Genomic DNA, 17878 nt, shown 5'->3' with positions numbered 1-17878 from the left:
AAAATAAACCTAACCCAAAGCTTTATCCCCAAAAACACAAATCCACCAAAAGTAATTTTTCCAACTTTTTTCAAAGCTAGTCCTTTTTTTATTTGGGGCTGCCCCTCGCTCCGCTCGGGTCGGGCTGTTTCGCAGCTCGCAGGCCTGCTCGGCCCTGCAGCGCTTCGCGCTTTGGTCTGGCCTTCGGCCACTGCTGTCCATCCCTCAGCCGAGGCGCTCCGCGCCTTGAAGGCGGCTGCGCCGCCTCCCCCAACGCAAATCTTTAATAAAGTTCCAATCTTTTTTAAGACGGCTTTGTTCGGAGCAAGGAAGACTTATTATCTTTGCCACTTCATTCTCAATTAGAAATGCCTATCATGAGCCAGCAAGAGTCAAAAGAGCAAGAATTTATGGAAATTTGGGGCGCCTCCGAGCATAACCTCAAAAAAATTAACTTGCGTATTCCCCGCAACCAATTGGTCGTCATTACTGGGGTAAGTGGTAGCGGCAAATCATCGCTGGCCTTCGATACTATCTACGCAGAGGGCCAAAGACGCTATATGGAGACCTTCTCCTCTTATGCCCGACAGTTTATCGGAAATATGGAACGACCCGATGTCGAAAAAATTGAAGGCCTTAGCCCCGTTATCGCTATCGAACAAAAAACAACCAGCAAAAATCCCCGCTCTACCGTAGGTACCGTTACCGAAATTTACGATTTTCTCCGCCTACTCTATGCCCGCGCTAGCGATGCCTATTCCTATAAAACAGGCAAAAAAATGCAACGCTATAGCGAGGAGCAAATTATCGAGCATATCTTCCAACATTTTGAAGGGAAAAAGGGCATCTTGCTGGCCCCCTTGGTCCGCGCCCGTAAAGGACACTACCGCGAACTCTTTGAACAAATGCGCAAACAGGGCTTTACCAAAATGCGCATAGATGGCTATATGATCGATCTTGAAGCAGGTATGCAAATCGACCGCTATAAAACTCATGATATTGAGTTGGTAGTAGACCGCCTCAAGGTGAGCGAAAAACGCCGCGACCGCTTCGAACTTTCTCTAAAAACAGCCCTCAAACATGGCAACGGCTTTGTCATGTTTATGGAACACGAAAGCGAAACAATTCATCAGTATAGTAAGTATCTGATGTGTACCGATTCTGGCATTTCTTATGAAGAACCCTCCCCCAATAGCTTCTCTTTTAACTCTCCTTATGGCGCCTGCCCCCACTGTAAAGGCTTAGGCGAACTACATGAGGTGGACCTAGAACTGGTCATTCCAGATGATAGCAAAAGTATTAATGAACAAGCTATTGTCCCCCTAGGAGAGGTCCGAAAAAACCTGACCTTCAAACAACTGCGCGCCCTATCCAAAAAATATAAGTTTAGCTTCTCTACTCCCGTCAAGGAAATTCCCGAAGAAGCTCTCCGGACCATTCTCTATGGCGGAGACGGTAGCTTTGATGCCCGCAATTTTGGCCGAGAAGAATTGTCGCACAATCTAGCCGATGAAGGCCTGGTGCGTATGCTCAAACATTATTATAAAAGCTCTAGCTCAGAAAAAATCCGCTCCTGGGCCGAGGAGTTTATGCGGGTCATCGATTGCCCCCAATGTGAAGGCAGCCGCCTGCGCAAAGAATCACTCTATTTTAAATTGGCCGAAAAAAATATCGCCGAATTAGCCCAAATGGATATTCGTAGCCTCTATGATTGGCTAGAAGAACTCCCCAGCCAGTTGAGTAAACGCCAACAGCTAATTGGTACCGATATTATTAAGGAATTACGCCTCCGACTAGGCTTCCTCCTAGAGGTGGGCCTCGATTATCTGCAACTCAACCGCCCCGCCAGAACCCTCTCCGGCGGAGAATCTCAACGCATCCGCCTAGCTACCCAAATTGGCTCTCAACTGACCGGTATTACTTATGTCTTAGATGAACCTAGTATCGGCCTGCACCAAAGAGATAATGAACAGCTTATTGTAGCCCTCCGAGAATTAACCGATATCGGCAATTCGGTCTTGGTGGTAGAACATGATAAAGATATTATGCTGGCCTCCGATTATCTGATCGATTTGGGACCAAAAGCCGGTAAACTCGGTGGCGAAATTGTCGCTGAAGGAAAACCCCATGACTTCCTCTCTCAATCGGGCATTACTGCCGATTATCTGGCTAACCGACTCAAAATCCTTACCCCTACAGCCCGCAGAAAAGGCCATGGCAAACAACTTCAGCTAAAAGGAGCAAAAGGCAATAACCTCAAGTCCGTCGATTTAGAACTGCCGCTAGGAACACTCATCTGTGTCACTGGCGTATCGGGTAGCGGAAAATCAACCCTAGTCAATGAAACCCTCTACCCTATTCTCCGCCAACATTTCTATAATTCGATCCAAAAACCCCTTGCCTACGACAGTATCGAAGGAATAGAACATATTGATAAGGTCATCGAAATTGACCAACAGCCCATTGGCCGAACACCCCGCTCTAATCCCGCTACTTATATTGGCGTTTTTGACGAAATTCGCAAGCTCTTTGCTGCTATCCCCGAAGCTAAAATCCGAGGTTACAAACCCGGCCGCTTTTCCTTTAATGTCTCTGGCGGACGCTGCGAAGATTGCGGAGGCAGCGGCTACCGCCTAATCGAAATGCAGTTTTTACCCAATGTAGAGGTAGAATGCGAAAGCTGTAAAGGCAAACGCTATAATCGCGAAACCCTCGAGATTATTTATAAGAAGAAAAGTATTAGCGATGTGCTACAGATGTCGGTAGATGAAGCTAGTGACTTCTTTGCCGACCTGCCCAAAATTCATCGCAAAATTGCTACCCTCCAAGATGTAGGCCTAGGCTATATTACGCTCGGACAATCGGCGACGACGCTCTCTGGTGGGGAAGCCCAACGCATCAAACTAGCCAAGGAGCTGTCTAAACGAGATACGGGCAACACCTTCTATATTCTAGATGAACCCACCACCGGATTACATTTTGCCGATATTCGCCTGCTGCTCAATGTCCTCAATATGTTGGTGGAAAGAGGCAATACGGTCCTGGTGATCGAACATAATATGGATGTCATTAAGGTAGCCGACTATCTGGTTGATATTGGTCCAGAAGGAGGGGCCAAAGGCGGGCAAATTATTGCCCAAGGTAGCCCAGAAGAAATTGCCGCCTGCCCCAATAGCCATACTGGCCGCTTCCTAAAACTAGAGTTGTAGCCCCTTGGCCATCAAAAAAGGGATATCGCATAAGCGATATCCCTTTTTCTTAAATTAAGCCCCTAGCCTTGAGCTCCAAATATTTATTTACAGTATTGATAGACAAATCCTCGGGCCGAGTTAAAATAGACTGAATGCCATATTGCCGCAACTCCCGAACAATTCGCTGCTTTTCCTCTACAAACTTTTGCGCAATGGTCCAATTGTAAATCATTTCAGTATCATAAGCCTCTTGCTTGGCATAATCCTGAATTTCGGTATTCTCAAAAAAGACAACCACCAACAAATGCAAATGGTTAATGCGCCGCAAAATGGGCAAAACCCGCTGCATGGCCGAAAAACTCTCAAAGTTGGTGTAGAGAAAAATCAAACTGCGGCGGCGAATAAAGCGACGAGAGGCCTGAAACAACAATTCATAGTTGGCCTCAAAGTTTCGCTCTTTCTCTCGATAAAGCGCCTCCAAGATGGTCCGCAAATGCTTGGGCCCACTTTCTGCCTTTACCGTGCTTCCAATTTTATCCGAAAAACTCATCAAGCCCGCCTTATCGTGCTTTTGTAGAGCAATATTCAAAATGACCAAGCTACTGTTAATGGCATAATCCATCAAGCTGAGGCCCTCAAAAGGCATTTTCATCGAGCGGCCTTTGTCTATCACACAAAAGACCTGCTGCGAACGCTCATCTTCATATTGGTTAACCATCAACTCATTGCGGCGGCTAGTGGCCTTCCAGTTGATGCTCCTAAAGTCATCGCCTTTTACATAGTTTCGGATTTGCTCAAACTCATAGCTGTTCCCTAGCCGTCTCATTTTCTTGACACCTGGAAAAATAGAGATTCGAGCAAGGGCCAAAAGCTCATATTTGCGCATTTGAATAATAGAGGGATAAACGGGAATCGTTTGCTCCTGCTCTACAATAATATGCCGCTCAATCAGGCCCAATTTAGACCGCAAAAAGATGTTGATATTTCTAAACACATACTCTCCCCGCTCCAAAGGCTTGAGCTCATAGACCAAGGTATCTTTTTCCCCTTTTTGCAGCTGATGAAACAACTGAAAATCTCGCTTTTGAAACTGTAAGGGGAGCTCGTCAATGATTTCAAGCGATAAAGCAACAGGCGACTGATTGTCTAGCTCTAATTTAATAGAGTTGGGGTCGCTAAGCGAGAACAACTTGGGCAGTTTTCGCGCTGCTTTGAGCTTAATCTTAGGATGAAAAAGCAAGATAGCATCGACAACAACCAAGGCCAAAAAGAGGAAAAGCGCTACCTGAGCCATAACCAACAACCAGCTAGCGGCCATGCCCAAGGCCAAAAAGACCACTAAGCTCCCCAAAACGATAAAAAACCGTCGGGGAAGATGCAAGGGCTTTAGGGCCAATTGGCTAGCGGCAACAATGAGCGCCAAACGAAGGGCATAAAGCAAAGGAGCCGCAATGCCCAAAGGCAAAAAACTAAGGCCAAAAACGGCCAAGAGGCCCAAAAGGAGGTATAAAGATCGCTTAGACATAGGGAGGATTCAAATCTATTACTAGAGAGTAATTGATAAAATAGGGTTTTTTTTTTAAGATGTTTACTTTCCTCTTTAAAACTAAGCTAGGCCGCTCTTTTTTTGGTCCAAGAAGGCGGCGCAGCCGCCGCCAAGGCGCGCAGCGCCTCGGCTGAGGGATGGATAGCAGTGGCCCGCAGGGCCAGACCAAAGCGCTTTAGCGCTGCAGGGCCGAGCAGACTTGCGAGCTGCGGCACAGCCCGACCCGCAGGCCCAGAGGGCCGAAGGGGCAGCCCCTAATCCTCCTCAAACAACAGTTGTAGCAGCTGCTGCTCATAATTGGCCATACTAAACTGCTCAGCAGTTGCTTTGGCGGCCAATTGAAAGCCCTTGAGTTGCTGAGTGTCTATGGCTTGAAAAAAATTCAATTGTTGGAGTAAGTCGGCCTCCGTCCGAAAAAGAAAGCCATTTCGTCCATGCTGAACAAAGCGGCTATTTTCGCCAATATCGCTAGCTAAAACAGGCAAGCCCACCGAAAGGTATTGCTTTGCTTTAAAGGCAGATTTGGCCTGATTGAAAGGATGATCAACTAGAGGAGCCAGGCCCAGATCCATCTTGGCTAGGTAGGGATAAACCCAGTCATCTTCTACCCAATTTAAATGTTGAGGAATCACTAATTGAATATGAGGAGATGGGGCAAAATACGCTTGAATTTCGGGAATGTCGCTCTTTTTCTTTATGCCCAAAAGATGTAACTCTACTGGAAATTGGAGTTTTTTGAGGGCTGGAAAAAGCAAGCTATAAACATTTGTTTTATGCGAAAACAGCTTTGACTTTTTGCGTCCATCGCCAAAATCACCCAACCAAATCAAACGCAAAGGCTGATGTTTGGGCCCAGTTTGTTCTTGCTGCCGAGGCACAGCAGAAGTATGAATGCGGCAATTGGAATTAAAGGCTTGCGCATACTCTTTAAGGGCTTGGCTCCCTAGGCTACAGGCTTTGGCCTTACGCAAAAAAAAGTGCATATTTTGACTAGGCTGTCGGTAGTTCTCAGCATCGTCCAAATCAAAAAAACTAATATTGGGACGACAAAAAACCAAAAAGCGAAGCAGGTAGCCATAGTAACGGGTAGAGCAGACCTTCTGAATGAAAATCCGACTATTTTTCTTGGGCCAAAATAACAATTGGCTGTAAATCCACAGAAATCTAAAGCGCTTTTGCCAACGAGCAGAGGGCTGTATAAAATCTACCGTAATCTGGCCCGATTTGGCCAAATTGCGCAAAGGAAAGTAGGCCCGATAGCGAGCGCTAGGGCAGGAAAGGTTGTAGGGCAAAAAACAATAGACATGTTTTCTAGGTATTCTGTTCTTCATCCCCAAAAATAAAAAAAGCTGCCTCTCTAAAAAAGAGAAACAGCCGTTAGCAAAGTTAGGAAAGTTTGGAGGCGCTACTGCTTAGCAGCCGAAAGCTCTAGGTCTAGCTGCGCTCCATTATATTGCACATACTTGATGTGCGGGGGAAGGGTTATTTGATAGCTGTATTTTTCGCTACAGCTCTTTTTGGCCAGTACCAAATCGCTGGGTTCTTTAGCCATTTTGACCAAAAAAACCTGCTCTTGCGTCTGCTCTTCACCAACAAGCTCATAGCGCCCTTTTTTGATCAAAAACTCTAGCACACGAAGGCTGCCGCCATCGCCTAAAGTAATCACTTGATCAACACGCAAACGAGTGCCTTGGGCATATTTTACCGAGATCTTGGCTCCTGCTGGCAGCTCCAAATTGAGAATTTCGCAGGCCATAGAAGGACGAAAAGACTGAAAGTGCATGCCACTAACATCTTGGGCAAAAAGCTGTTGGCCCATAAAAACTAGGCTCAGTAGCAAACTGAGGGGGAGAAATTGTTTCATTATTCTTTTTTTATGTTCTTGCTTCAGAACAGCGAACATAAGCCAACTATTGTTCCAATTCAACTCCTATCCCCCAAAAGGGGGTTTTTTAACAATTTCCCAGCCCCTTAATGCCCAATTTCATGCAGCTCTTTAACCAATTTTTTGGCCGCTTCTTCTTGCTTTAGTTTGCGCAACAAATACAAATAGGTTTGACCATACTCCTGCGAAGGCTTGGCCTCAAAGGCCGATTTGGCCCATTTTAAAGCCTCCTTATAGTATTTTTCTTGCAGTTGCGCCTCTCCAAAAATGCGGGCATACTTATGCTGCATTTGAGCATCGCCATATTTTTTGAGCTGTTTTTTGCTATACTTTAGCGCATTGGGCCAATCTTTTAGGGCAATATAATAATCTACCCAAGCCTGGGCCTCAAAGGATTTAGCCAGCTTGGCATCGGCCTTTTTTAGCTTTTTGCTGGCCTCCTTAATTAGGGCCGGAGCCTGAAATTCTTGGGCCTTTTTGGCCGTTGCCCGGGCAGCCACTAACAACTGATCTAAAAAGACCTGCTCCCCTTTTTCTGCCCTGGCCTTTTGCTGCTGCTCCAACAAGAGTTCAAAGGCCGTACAATCCGCTTCTAAGGCAAAATCAAAGAGGAAATCTAGGTTCTCTTTTGTCGTCCAATCCTCCTGCGTCCGAATATATTCATTGGCAATTTTAAGGCTCGGCTTGCCCCCCATCAAAAGGGCATAAGCATAGGCCCGCAGCAGTTCTGGACTGCGATCGCCCTCCTCATAACGAGCCACAAACTCCTCACTATGGTCAATTTTTGATAAGGCCGTTTGGCCCAACTGCAAAAAACGATCAATCGGCAAACCCCCTCTTTGATAATGCACCAACTCGCCTTCTGCATCAATAAAAAGCAAGGTCGGATAAGCCGAAACCTGGTACTTTCTGGCCAAAGCAGGCCCCTCCCCTTTCTCCATGTCAATCTTCAAATTGACAAAATGCTTATTGTAAAAATCGCCCGCTTCTGCCTGCGAAAAAACCGTTTTGGCCATCCGCTTACAAGGGCCGCACCAGCTGGCATAGGCATCCAAAAAAATGATTTTATGCTCTTTTTTGGCCAACTCTCGGGCCTCGGCAAAGCTGCCATGAAAAAACTCAATTTGCCCAAAAGCCGATTGCTGCAAAAACAAAACAGCCAAACAAACAAAGGTGGAAACTAGTCTGTACATACGATTTGATTATTTTTTATTTTTTGGGGCCTCCTGCCTACGGCAGGCGCTACGTTTCGCAGCTCGCAGGTCTGCTCGGCCCTTCGGCCTTCGGCCTCGGTCTGGCCCTGCGGGCCACTGCTGCACATCGCTAGGCCATTCGGACCGAGCGTCTACTTCCCCAAAATCCATAGAAGAACTATTACAAATTTAAGCAGAAATCTATTAGTTTGTTGGGCTAGTTTAGCCGAACTTTGCTGAAGGCTTGAACTATTCAGCGCTTTAGCTAGTTAGCCCAAGTAATTTTTAATCTGCAAAAAATAAATTTATGTCACTGAGTGAACGCATCAAAGAGGGCCTAAAAACGGCCATGAAGAACAAAGATGAGGCCCGCAAACGGACCATCCGCGCCATTAAGGCCCAACTTCTCCTGATGCAAACTGACGGCACAGGTGCCGAAATTACCGAAGAGCGCGAGCTCAAGATGCTACAAACCATGGTAAAGCAAAGAGAAGACTCGCTCACTACTTATCAAGAACAAGGCCGCGAAGAATTGGCCCAAGTAGAAGCAGAGGAAATCGCCATCATCAAAGAGTTTTTGCCCGCTCAACTAGAAGGCGAAGCTTTGGTGGCTGAAATTAAGGCCATCATTGAAGAAGCTGGCGCAAGCAGCATGAAAGATATGGGCCGAGTAATGGGCATGGCCAGCAAAAAATTGTTGGGCAAAGCCGACGGCAAAAGCATTTCGGCTACCGTTAAGCAACTACTCGGATAAATAAAAAAGCATGGGCGTTGATATCGTTTTTATTATCATGGTAGCCTATGGCTTTTACTTTGGCTACGCCTATGGCCTAATTAAAGTGGTGGTTTTTATCATCTCCTTAATTTTGGCCCTAGGCGTATCTATGTATATTACCCCCGCCTTGAGCGACTTGATTAGCCTGACCATCGAGATCGACTCCGCCTTTTTGCCCTTTGTGGCCTTTTTGGTCTCTGTTTTTGGCATTATGGCCATTGCTCGAATTATTTTCTTGCTCTTTGATAAAAACGTAACCAGCAAAAGGGTCAATCAGTTTACCCGCGCTATTGGCGGCTTTATGATGTCGGGCATGTTTAGCTTTTTGTTTTCGGTTTTGGTCACCTTTTTTAGCCAAGCGCATGTACTAACTCCCGAAAAACTAGAACATAGTTCTTTTTTCTATCCCTATGTACAAAAAATACCCAATGTGGGCACCGCCGTTCTAGAACGAATTGCGCCCTATGTGGGCAGCTTTACCAAATACATGAAAAAGTCATTGGACCAGCTGCGAGAAGGAGGAGCCTACAAAGAAGAAGGCCCTCGGCTAGATGATTTATTTATGGAGGAAGATTATAGTTTAGACAGCCTTAAAAAGGCGCCGCCCCCTCCTCCCCCAACCGCAGATAGTACAGACTTAAGTACAGAAGAAGACTAGACAACGGCTATGCGTTTATTGCTAATAGATAATTATGATTCCTTTACCTTTAATCTTTATGATTATTTCTTACGTTTAGATTGTAAGGTAGTCGTCATTCGAAATGATGCGGCAGATTTGCTCTCGCAATTGGCCCAAGGAGGCTGGGACGGGCTCTTGCTCTCTCCTGGTCCAGAACGGCCCGAAAAGGCGGGGCAGCTCATGGCCGCCCTAGATCTCGCCTATGAGTTGGGCCTGCCCAGCCTGGGCATCTGTTTGGGCCATCAGGCCATTGGCCTAAAATGGGGAGCGGTTCTTCATCGGGCAGCGCAGCCCATGCACGGCAAAACCTCTCTGATTCAACATCAGGCCAAGGACCTCTTTGAGGGTTTGGCGCAGCCCATGCAAGTCATGCGCTACCATTCGCTCATTTTAGACGATTTGCCTAGCCGCCTAGAAGCGACGGCCTTTGGTCCCCAAGGCGAAATTATGGCCCTTAGGGATAAATTGGCCCCAGTTTGGGGAGTACAATTTCATCCCGAATCCATTCTGAGCCCTGAAGGGCTCTCACTTTTGGCCAACTGGCTCCACAGTTTGGCCCTCATAAAATAATATGCTTATGCTTGCAGCCAATTTGATTTCTTATGCCGTTCCGCCCCTACGGGCTAGCGATAGCGGTGAAAAGGCCCTCAATTGGATGAGCGACTTCCATGTTCGCCACCTCCCTATTGTAGAGGACCGACAGCTTTTGGGCATTCTCTCCGAAGATGAGTTGCTCAACTTTAATGCGCCAGAAGAAAGCATTTTGGAAAATGAGCCCATTTTGCTGCATAAGAGTGTAGAGCCTGGCCAACACCTTTTTGAGGTCATGAAACTGATTGTAGATACCAATTTGACGGTAGTGCCTGTTTTGGACCAAGAACAAAATTATTTGGGCCTCATCACCCTAGAGAATTTGCTGCGGCATTTTGCCGAAACGGGGGCCATTTCGCATCCTGGAGGCATGCTCCTCATTCGGATGCCCGCCCGCGATTATTCTTTGGCCGAAATTGCCCGTTTGATTGAAGGCGAAAACTGCAAGATTTTGAGTTGCTTTATCTCTTCGGCCCCAACAGATGCTCATTTAGAGCTCACGCTCAAGCTAAGCCGCCAAGACCTTAAGCATGTGGTGGCCACCTTAGAGCGTTTTGGTTATGAGGTAGAATCTTTTTATGAATCGGAATATTTGGATGATCTTCGAGATCGTTATGAGGGGCTAATGCGCTACCTCAATATGTAATAGGAAAGGGGAGTCGCTTCAGCGACTCCCCTTTTTTTTAGCCCAGCGGCAGGGCCCTACAAACTGGGCGAAGATGGTCCAAAAGGCCCAGCGCTGCGCAGCCGTGGCCCGCAGGGCCAGACCCAGGAGCCGCAGGCGACGCAGGGCCGAGCAGACCTGCGAGCGGCGCAGCATAGCGGCGGCCAGCTTGCTGGCCGCGGGCCCCTAAAAAATAGCTAGATCAGCTTGCAGGCGAATCAGATCCTCAAACGTTTCTCGCTCTCGGATGAGATAGGCCTGGCCCTCATGCAAAAGAACCTCGGCGGGGCGGTAGCGAGAATTGTAGTTGGACGCCATCGAAAAGCAGTAGGCCCCCGCATTTTTGAAGGCCAAGATATCGCCTTCTCGGACCTCCGCCAGTTTGCGGTTATAGCCAAAAGTATCGGTCTCGCAAATGTAGCCCACCACCGTATAAATCTTGGGTTTGCCCGCTGGATTTGAGACATTGACGATCTCGTGATGAGCATCGTAAAACATGGGGCGGATGAGGTGGTTAAAACCGCTATCGATGCCAACAAAAATGGTCGAAATGGTTTGTTTGATCACATTGGCTTGGGCCAAAAAGCAGCCCGCTTCGCTAACCAAATACTTGCCGGGTTCAAACATTAGTGTCAGCTCTCGGCCCAACTCCTCGCAAAGGGCATTAAAGCGTTGAGAAATCTCTTGGCCAAACTCCTGCATATCGGTTTCGATATCGCTCTCCTTGTATTTCACCTTAAAGCCACTGCCCAAATCGACATAGCGGACCGTATCGAATTTGCGGGCAATATTGAAGAGAATATCGGCCGCCATAGAAAAGACCTCCACATTGAGAATGTCGGAGCCGGTATGCATATGCACCCCTTCAATATTGAGTTTGAGGCTACTCACAATCCGTTCGACCAAGGGCATTTGGTGGATAGAAATACCAAATTTAGAATCGATATGGCCCACCGAAATCTTTGCATTTCCGCCCGCCATAATATGCGGATTGATGCGGATACAAAAGCCTTGGCCGGGGTATTTATGGCCCAAATACTCTAGCATTTCGATATTATCAATATTGAGTTTGACGCCTAGGGCAAGGGCCGCTTCTAGCTCCTCGGCCCCCACCGAATTGGGGGTATAAATAATATCTTCAGGGGCAAAACCAGCCGCTAATCCCAGCTTAATTTCTTGATAAGAAACGGCATCTAGGCCAGCGCCAAGGCTGCGCAATAGTTTAAGGATCGTCAGGTTGCTCAGGGCCTTGCAGGCATAGTTAATTTTGACCGAAGGGCAGGCAGATAAGGCCTGCTCCATTTTGAGGTACTGCGATTTGATTTTGGCGCTATCATAAACAAATAGCGGGCTGCCAAACTCTTGGACCAGTTCTTCTAGGCCAAGTTGGCCCAATTCATAGCGCTCTTGCGCATCATTCCATTGCATAGGGTTAGAAATAAAAAGTGATAAAAAACAAAACGGGCGATCTCCATACTCATGGAAACCGCCCGTTTTGGAAGCTTGTCTACAGCCAATAATCTACCGGCTGCCTTCCTCATTGCTAGGCGGCTGCTGTGGTTTCTTCTTGGGCTGTTTCTTAGGGGCTTCTGCGGCCTCTAAGTCATCATAATCTTGATTATAAATTTCATCTTGGTTGGTCATATCCTCTCCTTCTTCATCAAAGGTATCGCCACGGCCAAACTGTGCATATTTGAGGCAGTTCATTTCGCGGTCAATTCTTTCGGGTTCGGGAAATTTGGCCTTGGTATCTAGTTCAAAGGCTTCATCGGCCTCTAGGTAGCGGAGTACATTTTGGAAAATGGGGCGAGCCATGCTTCCTCCTTGGCCATAGCGCAGACTACGGAAGCGGATAAAGCGGTCATCGCAACCTACCCAAGTTCCCACCACTAGATTTGGGGTAACTCCCATAAACCAGCCATCGGCTTGGAAGTTGGTGGTTCCCGTTTTTCCGCCATAAGTACTTTTTATACCTTGGAAGCCAGGAGCGCCAGCTTGCACACTTTTGAGCATTTGGCTCATCACATAGGCGCTACTTTCAGATAATACTTGCTGCGTAATTTGATCGGCTGAATTATAGATGAGGTTGCCATGTCGGTCCTCAATTCGCTCTACAAAAACGGGTTCATTATAAATCCCTTTATTGGCAAAGATGCAATAAGCGGCGGCCATTTCTAGGGGCGTAAGGTCTGGAGTTCCCAAACAAATTGTGGGAGAAGCGGGCACCTTGGCGGTATCAATTCCGGCCTCATGCAAAAAGGATCTAAAGCGCTCGGTGCTACCCAGATCTTTCATCAGTTGAGCAGAAACAGAGTTGAGCGATTGGCGGAGGGCCTGCGTTAGGGTAAGGCGCTGCCCACTATATTTGCCATTGGCATTTTTGGGGGTCCAGTTCTTAATTAGACCAAAATCGCCATAGCCTTTTTCAATCGTAATTTTCACATCTTCCACCTCATAGCAAGGCGAGTAGCCTCTCAAATCAATATTGAGTGCATAGAGGAAGGGCTTCATACTAGAGCCCACCTGACGACCAGCTTTGGTATAAGTTTGTCCGGGACGTTGTTTGTTCGGGTGCACATACAAGCCGCCCATACTAACGTGATCGAGCTTGAAATAATGGTGGTCAATACCGCCCACCCAAGCTTTTACATGTCCCGTTTGCGGCTCTATAGACACAGAGCCCGTTTGCAAGAACATCCGGTGGTAGCGAATAGAATCCAGTGGGCTCATCAGGGTATCTTTGGTCCCGGGGCCCCAATGTTCTCCATTTTTCTGATAGGCAAAAATGCGCATATCCACAGGCGTCTGCATATACTTGAGCAGTTCCTGATACTCGCCTTTAATGGTTTCCCATTTGCCCGATTTGAGCAAATCGCGATAAAGAACGATCTGCTTTTTCGTGGCATAGCCATCTTTTTCCCAGCCAGCAAGAACGGCCTCGGCCTGTTCTTTTTTGCTGCGTTTTTTATTGGCCCGTTCTAGGGTTTGCAAGCGAGAAATATCAACATCTCGCAGTTCATATTTTGCGGCTGTTTTGAGGTAGTCTTCACGGACCGCCTGATAGCGCTCAGAGTTCCAAATCAAACGATCCAAGGCCCGCAAACGCAGTTGGATTTCTGCCTCTGTGTTTTTATGCGTTTTGTAGGTCCATGGATTATATTTGCTATAACCAATGGGCGGATCAATCATGTTCCAATCCTTCCAATGCTTAAATAACTTTTCTTGATGCTCACTAAGATGATCCCAAACGGCCTGCTCCGCATTGCGCTGGGCTCTAGAATCAATGGTGGTGTAAATTTTTAGGCCATCTCGATAGACATCATAGGCCTCGCCATTGGGCTTGAGGTTTTCGGGCCGACTCAAGACCTCCTTGACGTACTCCCGCAAATATTCGCGGAAATATGTGGCCTGGCCCTCATTGTGGTTCAAGACCTGAAAGCTGCCCTTATTGATTTTTTCTTTGCGATATTTATGATAATCAGCCTCTGTGATATGCCCCGCCATCTGCATATTTTTCAATACCACCTCTCGGCCTTTCAAGGCCTTTTTCATATCTCGGCGATAATTGAACAAGGCGGGGTTTTTTAGCATACGGACCAACATGGCGGCCTCGGGAATTGTCAATTCACTGGGCTTTTTCTGAAAATAAGTCTCGGCTGCCGAGCGAATACCATGAGCGTTATACAAGAAGTCAAACTCATTGAGGTAGTTCGTAATAATCTCTTTTTTGGTATAAGAACGCTCCAATTTTACCGCCGTCAACCACTCTTTGAGCTTCACCTGCAAAATGGTCCAAAGCCGCTCTACCGACCCCATGCCTCGAGTATCGGGCCGACCCACTAGCAATTTGGCCAACTGCTGCGAGATGGTACTTCCCCCTCCCGCATTCCGCTGCTGGAAAACAATCGTTTTCACCAACACCCGCGCCAAAGCCTCTGGGTCAATGCCCGAATGGCTATAAAAACGAGCATCCTCAGTAGACACCAAAGCATTAACCACCGCTGGCGCAATGCTATCATAAGTGACTAAGGTCCGGTTTTCAATATAATATTTACCCAAAAGCTCTCCATCGCTACTATAGACCTCAGAGGCCAAACGCAACTGCGGATTCTCCAGCTGGTCAAAAGAGGGCAGCTGAGTAGAGAGATAGGCAAAAAGACTAAAGACAGAGACAAAGCCCAAAATAAAAATGCCCCAAATCCAACGCAAAATGCGCTTGAAGCTCTTTTTATGTTGCTGACGATAGCTCAGTTCTGGAACGGCCGCTGTCGGTTTATTTTCTGATGACATAATGGGTCCAATTTATTGGGGGAAAATGCTTTGGGGCAAATATCGCCTTTTTTGGCCAATTTTTAAATCCAAGCCAAACTCCTTTTCTTCTCCCTACAGTTTGCTAACTTTGTGCTGTTATTTTGGGGCCTCCCGCCTAGGGCGGGCGCTACGTTCCAGGGCTCGCTATTCGCTCGGCCCTTCGTTTTTTCGCTACGCTCAAAAACTCGGTCTGGCCCAAGGGCCACCCTTGCACATCGCTAGGCCATTTGCCTCCCTTCGGTCGTCAAATTAAGGCGCTGCGCGCCTTGCTGGACCACAACACGATTATGGACAAAATACTCATTATTCAACCCGCCTTTTTAGGTGACCTTATTCTGGCCACTGCCCTGATCGAAAAGCTCAAGGCCTATTACCCTTCGGCCCAAATTGATCTCTTGATCCGCAAGGGCCAAGGCCGCATTCTCAAAGGGCATCCGCATATTCATCAATTGCTAGAACTAGACCGCAGCAATAAATGGCGCTCTATTCGGCAACTTTTGGCCCATATTCGGCCCCAAAACTACGATTTGGTGGTCAATTGCCACCGACATTTTACCGCCGGCCTCTTGGCCAGCCTCTCTAATGGGAAAAAAGTAGTGGGCTTTAAGAAAAATCCTTTTGCTTGGGCCTTTAGCCAAGCCGAAGAGCATATTTGGGCCGAACAGGAGGTTTATAGAAACCATCGTCTAATTGCCGCTTTTACCGATAAAGAAGCGGCTATGCCCAAGCTCTACCCCTCTGCAGAAGATTGGGATTTTGTAGCAGAAAATTATGGCCAAAAGCCTTATATTACGGTTTCGCCCGCCTCTTTGTGGGAAACCAAGCGCCTGCCCTTAGCCGTTTGGGCCGAACTGCTTCAGCAATTGCCCAAATCGCTCTATATTTATGTTTTGGGTGGCCCAGCCGACCGCGAACATGCGCAGGCATTGGTCCAATTAGCCAACCGCCCCAATTTGTACAATTTGGCTGGCCAACATAGTTTTTTGCAAGATGTAGCCCTCATGAAAGGCGCAATACTCAATTATGTCTTAGATTCGGCGCCCTTACATATTTGCTCGGCCATAAATGCGCCTGTAGCGGCCGTTTTTTGCTCTACCTCGCCTAGCTATGGCTTTGGCCCCTTGTCTAAAACGCAATTTATTATTCATCAACAACCGGCCCCGGCCTGCTGGCCCTGCGGCTCGCATGGCTATACCGCCTGCCCCAAAGCCCATTTCAACTGTGGCCAAATTGCAGTAATGCCTCTATTGGCTCCACTAAAACAGCTAGCCCATGAGTTATTTTAAGCCCTTCCCAATGCTCCAAAACGACAAACTACTTTTGCGTTATATGGAGGAAGAAGATGCCCGAGCACTCTTTAGCCTCAGGTCAGATGCCGAGCAAATGCGCTACATTGACCGGCCCCTACATCAAACAGAGGCCGAGAGCCTTGCGCATATCGAGATGCTGCAAGAACAAATTGATAGCGGAGAAGGCATCAGTTGGGCCATTTCTTTGCCTGGCCACCCCAGAATGATTGGCTCTATTTGCCTCTTTAATTTTTCTGAGGACCGCAAAGAAGCAGAAATTGGCTATGAGATCCACCCCAATATGCAACGCCGCGGCCTCATGAAAATGGCCGTTGAACTGGTCCTGAACTATGCCAAAAATGAGCTCCAATTGCGCTATGTGCATGCCCATACCCATAGAGAAAATGAAGGCTCTAAACGCTTACTGGCCCAGCATCAGTTTAGAATATTGGGCGCCTCGCCCATAGCTAAAGATAGCTTTTGGTACCGTAAACAGTTCTAGCTATCTGGCCTAGCGATGTGCAGCAGTGGCCCAAAGGGCCAGACCGAGCCGCTGAAAGCGGCGAAGGGCCGAGCGAATAGCGAGCTGCGGAACGTAGCGCCTGCCGCAGGCAGGAGGCCCCAAAAAAATCAAAAAAAGAGCAAGAGATGAGCTATCAAGTATTAAAATTACCTCCTAGAGAAGAGCTAGAGACCATTCCTTTATTGAAAAAAGCCATTGAGGCCAACCGTGTGTTAGCGGAACTAAAGGGAGTAACTGGAACACTGCCCAATGCTAGCATTTTGGTAGATAGCTTGATTTTAACAGAGGCCAAAGAAAGCTCTGCCGTAGAGAATATTGTGACCACTCATGATGCACTTTACTCGGCTCGTTCTACACAAGAAGTAGCTAGTTTGAGCACTAAGGAGGTATTAAATTATGCTTCGGCCCTAAAGACGGGTTTTGCTTTAATACAAGAGCAGGGCTTATTGCTCAACCGCCATATCCTACAAATTCAGGAAGAACTAGAAGCCAATAATGCAGGTTTTCGGACACAGGCGGGGACTAGCTTAAGAGATGCTTACGGCAATTTAATCTACATGCCCCCTCAAGATGCAAAAGAGATAAAGGACCTGATGGCTAACTTAGAGGCTTATATCAATGAGCCCGAAATGGATCATTTAGACCCCCTAATAAAAATGGCCGTGATTCACTTTCAGTTTGAAAGTATTCACCCTTTCTATGATGGCAATGGAAGAACTGGGCGAATTATTAACATTTTATACCTCTGCACCCAAAAACTTCTAGATTACCCTATTCTCTACCTTAGTAAATATATTATTGCCACAAAAGCGGCCTACTATGAACGCATACAAGCTGTTCGGGATCATGGCGACTGGACCTCTTGGGTGCTTTATATCTTAGAAGGGGTGATTCAAACCGCTAGGAGTACAATTCAAAATATTCAAGCCATATTAAGGCTGATGAAAGACTATAAAGATCAAATTCAGGCCAGGCTACCTAGAATATATAGCAAAGATCTATTAGAGCATTTATTTAAGCATGTTTATACTAGGGTGGAGCACTTACAATTAGCCATTGGTAAAAGTGAATCTACTGCTCGTAGGTACTTAGAGCAACTATTTGAGCTAGGCTTCCTTGAAAAAAGAGCCTATGCCAATAGCCATATTTATATTAACCCCCGACTTTTTAGCCTACTCACTAAGATTTAAACCTTATTTTCAGCCCCCTTCCTTCAAAAAGGGCGATTTTTGACGGAGAAACAGCCCCCTTC

The 17878-nt window shown here is 47.0% G+C and carries 14 protein-coding genes; 8 read left to right on the top strand and 6 right to left on the bottom strand.

Going from position 1 to position 17878, the window contains the following annotated elements:
* Window positions 1-356: 356 nt before the first annotated feature.
* Window positions 357-3188 carry an excinuclease ABC subunit UvrA gene (uvrA, locus tag SGRA_RS09670; protein WP_015692489.1) on the top strand — a complete coding sequence of 944 codons (2832 nt, stop codon included), beginning with the start codon at window positions 357-359 and terminating at the stop codon, window positions 3186-3188.
* 49 nt (window positions 3189-3237) lie between these two features.
* Here the strand turns inward: uvrA and SGRA_RS09665 are convergent, their stop codons facing one another.
* From SGRA_RS09665 to SGRA_RS09650, 4 genes are all read right to left on the bottom strand, one after another.
* Complete coding sequence (locus SGRA_RS09665; RefSeq protein ID WP_015692488.1) at window positions 3238-4695, bottom strand: DUF58 domain-containing protein; 1458 nt, start codon at window positions 4693-4695, stop codon at window positions 3238-3240.
* 275 nt (window positions 4696-4970) lie between these two features.
* Window positions 4971-6047: a glycosyltransferase gene (locus SGRA_RS09660; protein WP_081477705.1), complete on the bottom strand. Its 1077-nt coding sequence runs from the start codon at window positions 6045-6047 to the stop codon at window positions 4971-4973.
* Between the two features lie 74 nt (window positions 6048-6121).
* Window positions 6122-6580: a hypothetical protein gene (locus tag SGRA_RS09655; RefSeq protein WP_015692485.1), complete on the bottom strand. Its 459-nt coding sequence runs from the start codon at window positions 6578-6580 to the stop codon at window positions 6122-6124.
* 107 nt (window positions 6581-6687) lie between these two features.
* Complete coding sequence (locus SGRA_RS09650) at window positions 6688-7794, bottom strand: thioredoxin family protein (protein WP_015692484.1); 1107 nt, start codon at window positions 7792-7794, stop codon at window positions 6688-6690.
* Window positions 7795-8101: 307 nt separating this feature from the next.
* Between SGRA_RS09650 and SGRA_RS09645 the strand changes: the two genes are divergently transcribed.
* Genes SGRA_RS09645 through SGRA_RS09630 form a run of 4 tightly spaced genes read left to right on the top strand, consistent with a single transcriptional unit; the run spans window position 8102 to window position 10485 of the window.
* A complete protein-coding gene (locus tag SGRA_RS09645; protein ID WP_015692483.1) occupies window positions 8102-8548 on the top strand; it encodes a GatB/YqeY domain-containing protein in 447 nt (148 codons plus the stop codon).
* Window positions 8549-8558: 10 nt separating this feature from the next.
* A complete protein-coding gene (locus SGRA_RS09640) occupies window positions 8559-9227 on the top strand; it encodes a CvpA family protein (RefSeq protein ID WP_015692482.1) in 669 nt (222 codons plus the stop codon).
* A gap of 9 nt (window positions 9228-9236) precedes the next feature.
* A complete protein-coding gene (locus tag SGRA_RS09635) occupies window positions 9237-9818 on the top strand; it encodes an anthranilate synthase component II (protein WP_015692481.1) in 582 nt (193 codons plus the stop codon).
* A 7-nt stretch (window positions 9819-9825) separates the two neighbouring features.
* Window positions 9826-10485, top strand: coding sequence for a CBS domain-containing protein (locus SGRA_RS09630; protein WP_015692480.1), 660 nt, complete (start codon window positions 9826-9828; stop codon window positions 10483-10485).
* A 204-nt stretch (window positions 10486-10689) separates the two neighbouring features.
* On the opposite strand, the gene lysA is transcribed toward SGRA_RS09630, so the two are convergent.
* Both lysA and SGRA_RS09620 read right to left on the bottom strand, forming a co-directional pair.
* Window positions 10690-11931 carry a diaminopimelate decarboxylase gene (lysA, locus tag SGRA_RS09625; protein WP_015692478.1) on the bottom strand — a complete coding sequence of 414 codons (1242 nt, stop codon included), beginning with the start codon at window positions 11929-11931 and terminating at the stop codon, window positions 10690-10692.
* Window positions 11932-12024: 93 nt separating this feature from the next.
* Window positions 12025-14793: a transglycosylase domain-containing protein gene (locus SGRA_RS09620; RefSeq protein ID WP_015692477.1), complete on the bottom strand. Its 2769-nt coding sequence runs from the start codon at window positions 14791-14793 to the stop codon at window positions 12025-12027.
* 308 nt (window positions 14794-15101) lie between these two features.
* Between SGRA_RS09620 and SGRA_RS09615 the strand changes: the two genes are divergently transcribed.
* From SGRA_RS09615 to SGRA_RS09605, 3 genes are all read left to right on the top strand, one after another.
* Window positions 15102-16100 carry a glycosyltransferase family 9 protein gene (locus SGRA_RS09615; RefSeq protein ID WP_015692476.1) on the top strand — a complete coding sequence of 333 codons (999 nt, stop codon included), beginning with the start codon at window positions 15102-15104 and terminating at the stop codon, window positions 16098-16100.
* Window positions 16087-16605 carry a GNAT family N-acetyltransferase gene (locus tag SGRA_RS09610; protein ID WP_015692475.1) on the top strand — a complete coding sequence of 173 codons (519 nt, stop codon included), beginning with the start codon at window positions 16087-16089 and terminating at the stop codon, window positions 16603-16605. The genes SGRA_RS09615 and SGRA_RS09610 overlap by 14 nt, the downstream gene beginning before the upstream one ends.
* A gap of 146 nt (window positions 16606-16751) precedes the next feature.
* Entirely contained in the window at window positions 16752-17816 is a 1065-nt protein-coding gene (locus SGRA_RS09605; protein ID WP_015692473.1) for a Fic family protein, read from the top strand.
* The last annotated feature ends 62 nt before the right edge of the window (window positions 17817-17878 follow it).

It is taken from the genome of Saprospira grandis str. Lewin, from assembly GCF_000250635.1.
Taxonomy (GTDB): domain Bacteria; phylum Bacteroidota; class Bacteroidia; order Chitinophagales; family Saprospiraceae; genus Saprospira; species Saprospira grandis.
The sequence above is the reverse complement of the archived record's forward strand: the minus strand, read 5'-3'. Positions and strand labels throughout refer to the sequence as shown.

Coding starts and splice junctions, on each gene's coding strand:
- uvrA (WP_015692489.1), top strand. CDS start 357: ATGAGCCAGCAAGAGTCAAAAGAGCAAGAATTTATGGAAATTTGGGGC.
- SGRA_RS09665 (WP_015692488.1), bottom strand. CDS start 4,695: ATGTCTAAGCGATCTTTATACCTCCTTTTGGGCCTCTTGGCCGTTTTT.
- SGRA_RS09660 (WP_081477705.1), bottom strand. CDS start 6,047: ATGAAGAACAGAATACCTAGAAAACATGTCTATTGTTTTTTGCCCTAC.
- SGRA_RS09655 (WP_015692485.1), bottom strand. CDS start 6,580: ATGAAACAATTTCTCCCCCTCAGTTTGCTACTGAGCCTAGTTTTTATG.
- SGRA_RS09650 (WP_015692484.1), bottom strand. CDS start 7,794: ATGTACAGACTAGTTTCCACCTTTGTTTGTTTGGCTGTTTTGTTTTTG.
- SGRA_RS09645 (WP_015692483.1), top strand. CDS start 8,102: ATGTCACTGAGTGAACGCATCAAAGAGGGCCTAAAAACGGCCATGAAG.
- SGRA_RS09640 (WP_015692482.1), top strand. CDS start 8,559: ATGGGCGTTGATATCGTTTTTATTATCATGGTAGCCTATGGCTTTTAC.
- SGRA_RS09635 (WP_015692481.1), top strand. CDS start 9,237: ATGCGTTTATTGCTAATAGATAATTATGATTCCTTTACCTTTAATCTT.
- SGRA_RS09630 (WP_015692480.1), top strand. CDS start 9,826: ATGCTTGCAGCCAATTTGATTTCTTATGCCGTTCCGCCCCTACGGGCT.
- lysA (WP_015692478.1), bottom strand. CDS start 11,931: ATGCAATGGAATGATGCGCAAGAGCGCTATGAATTGGGCCAACTTGGC.
- SGRA_RS09620 (WP_015692477.1), bottom strand. CDS start 14,793: ATGTCATCAGAAAATAAACCGACAGCGGCCGTTCCAGAACTGAGCTAT.
- SGRA_RS09615 (WP_015692476.1), top strand. CDS start 15,102: ATGGACAAAATACTCATTATTCAACCCGCCTTTTTAGGTGACCTTATT.
- SGRA_RS09610 (WP_015692475.1), top strand. CDS start 16,087: ATGAGTTATTTTAAGCCCTTCCCAATGCTCCAAAACGACAAACTACTT.
- SGRA_RS09605 (WP_015692473.1), top strand. CDS start 16,752: ATGAGCTATCAAGTATTAAAATTACCTCCTAGAGAAGAGCTAGAGACC.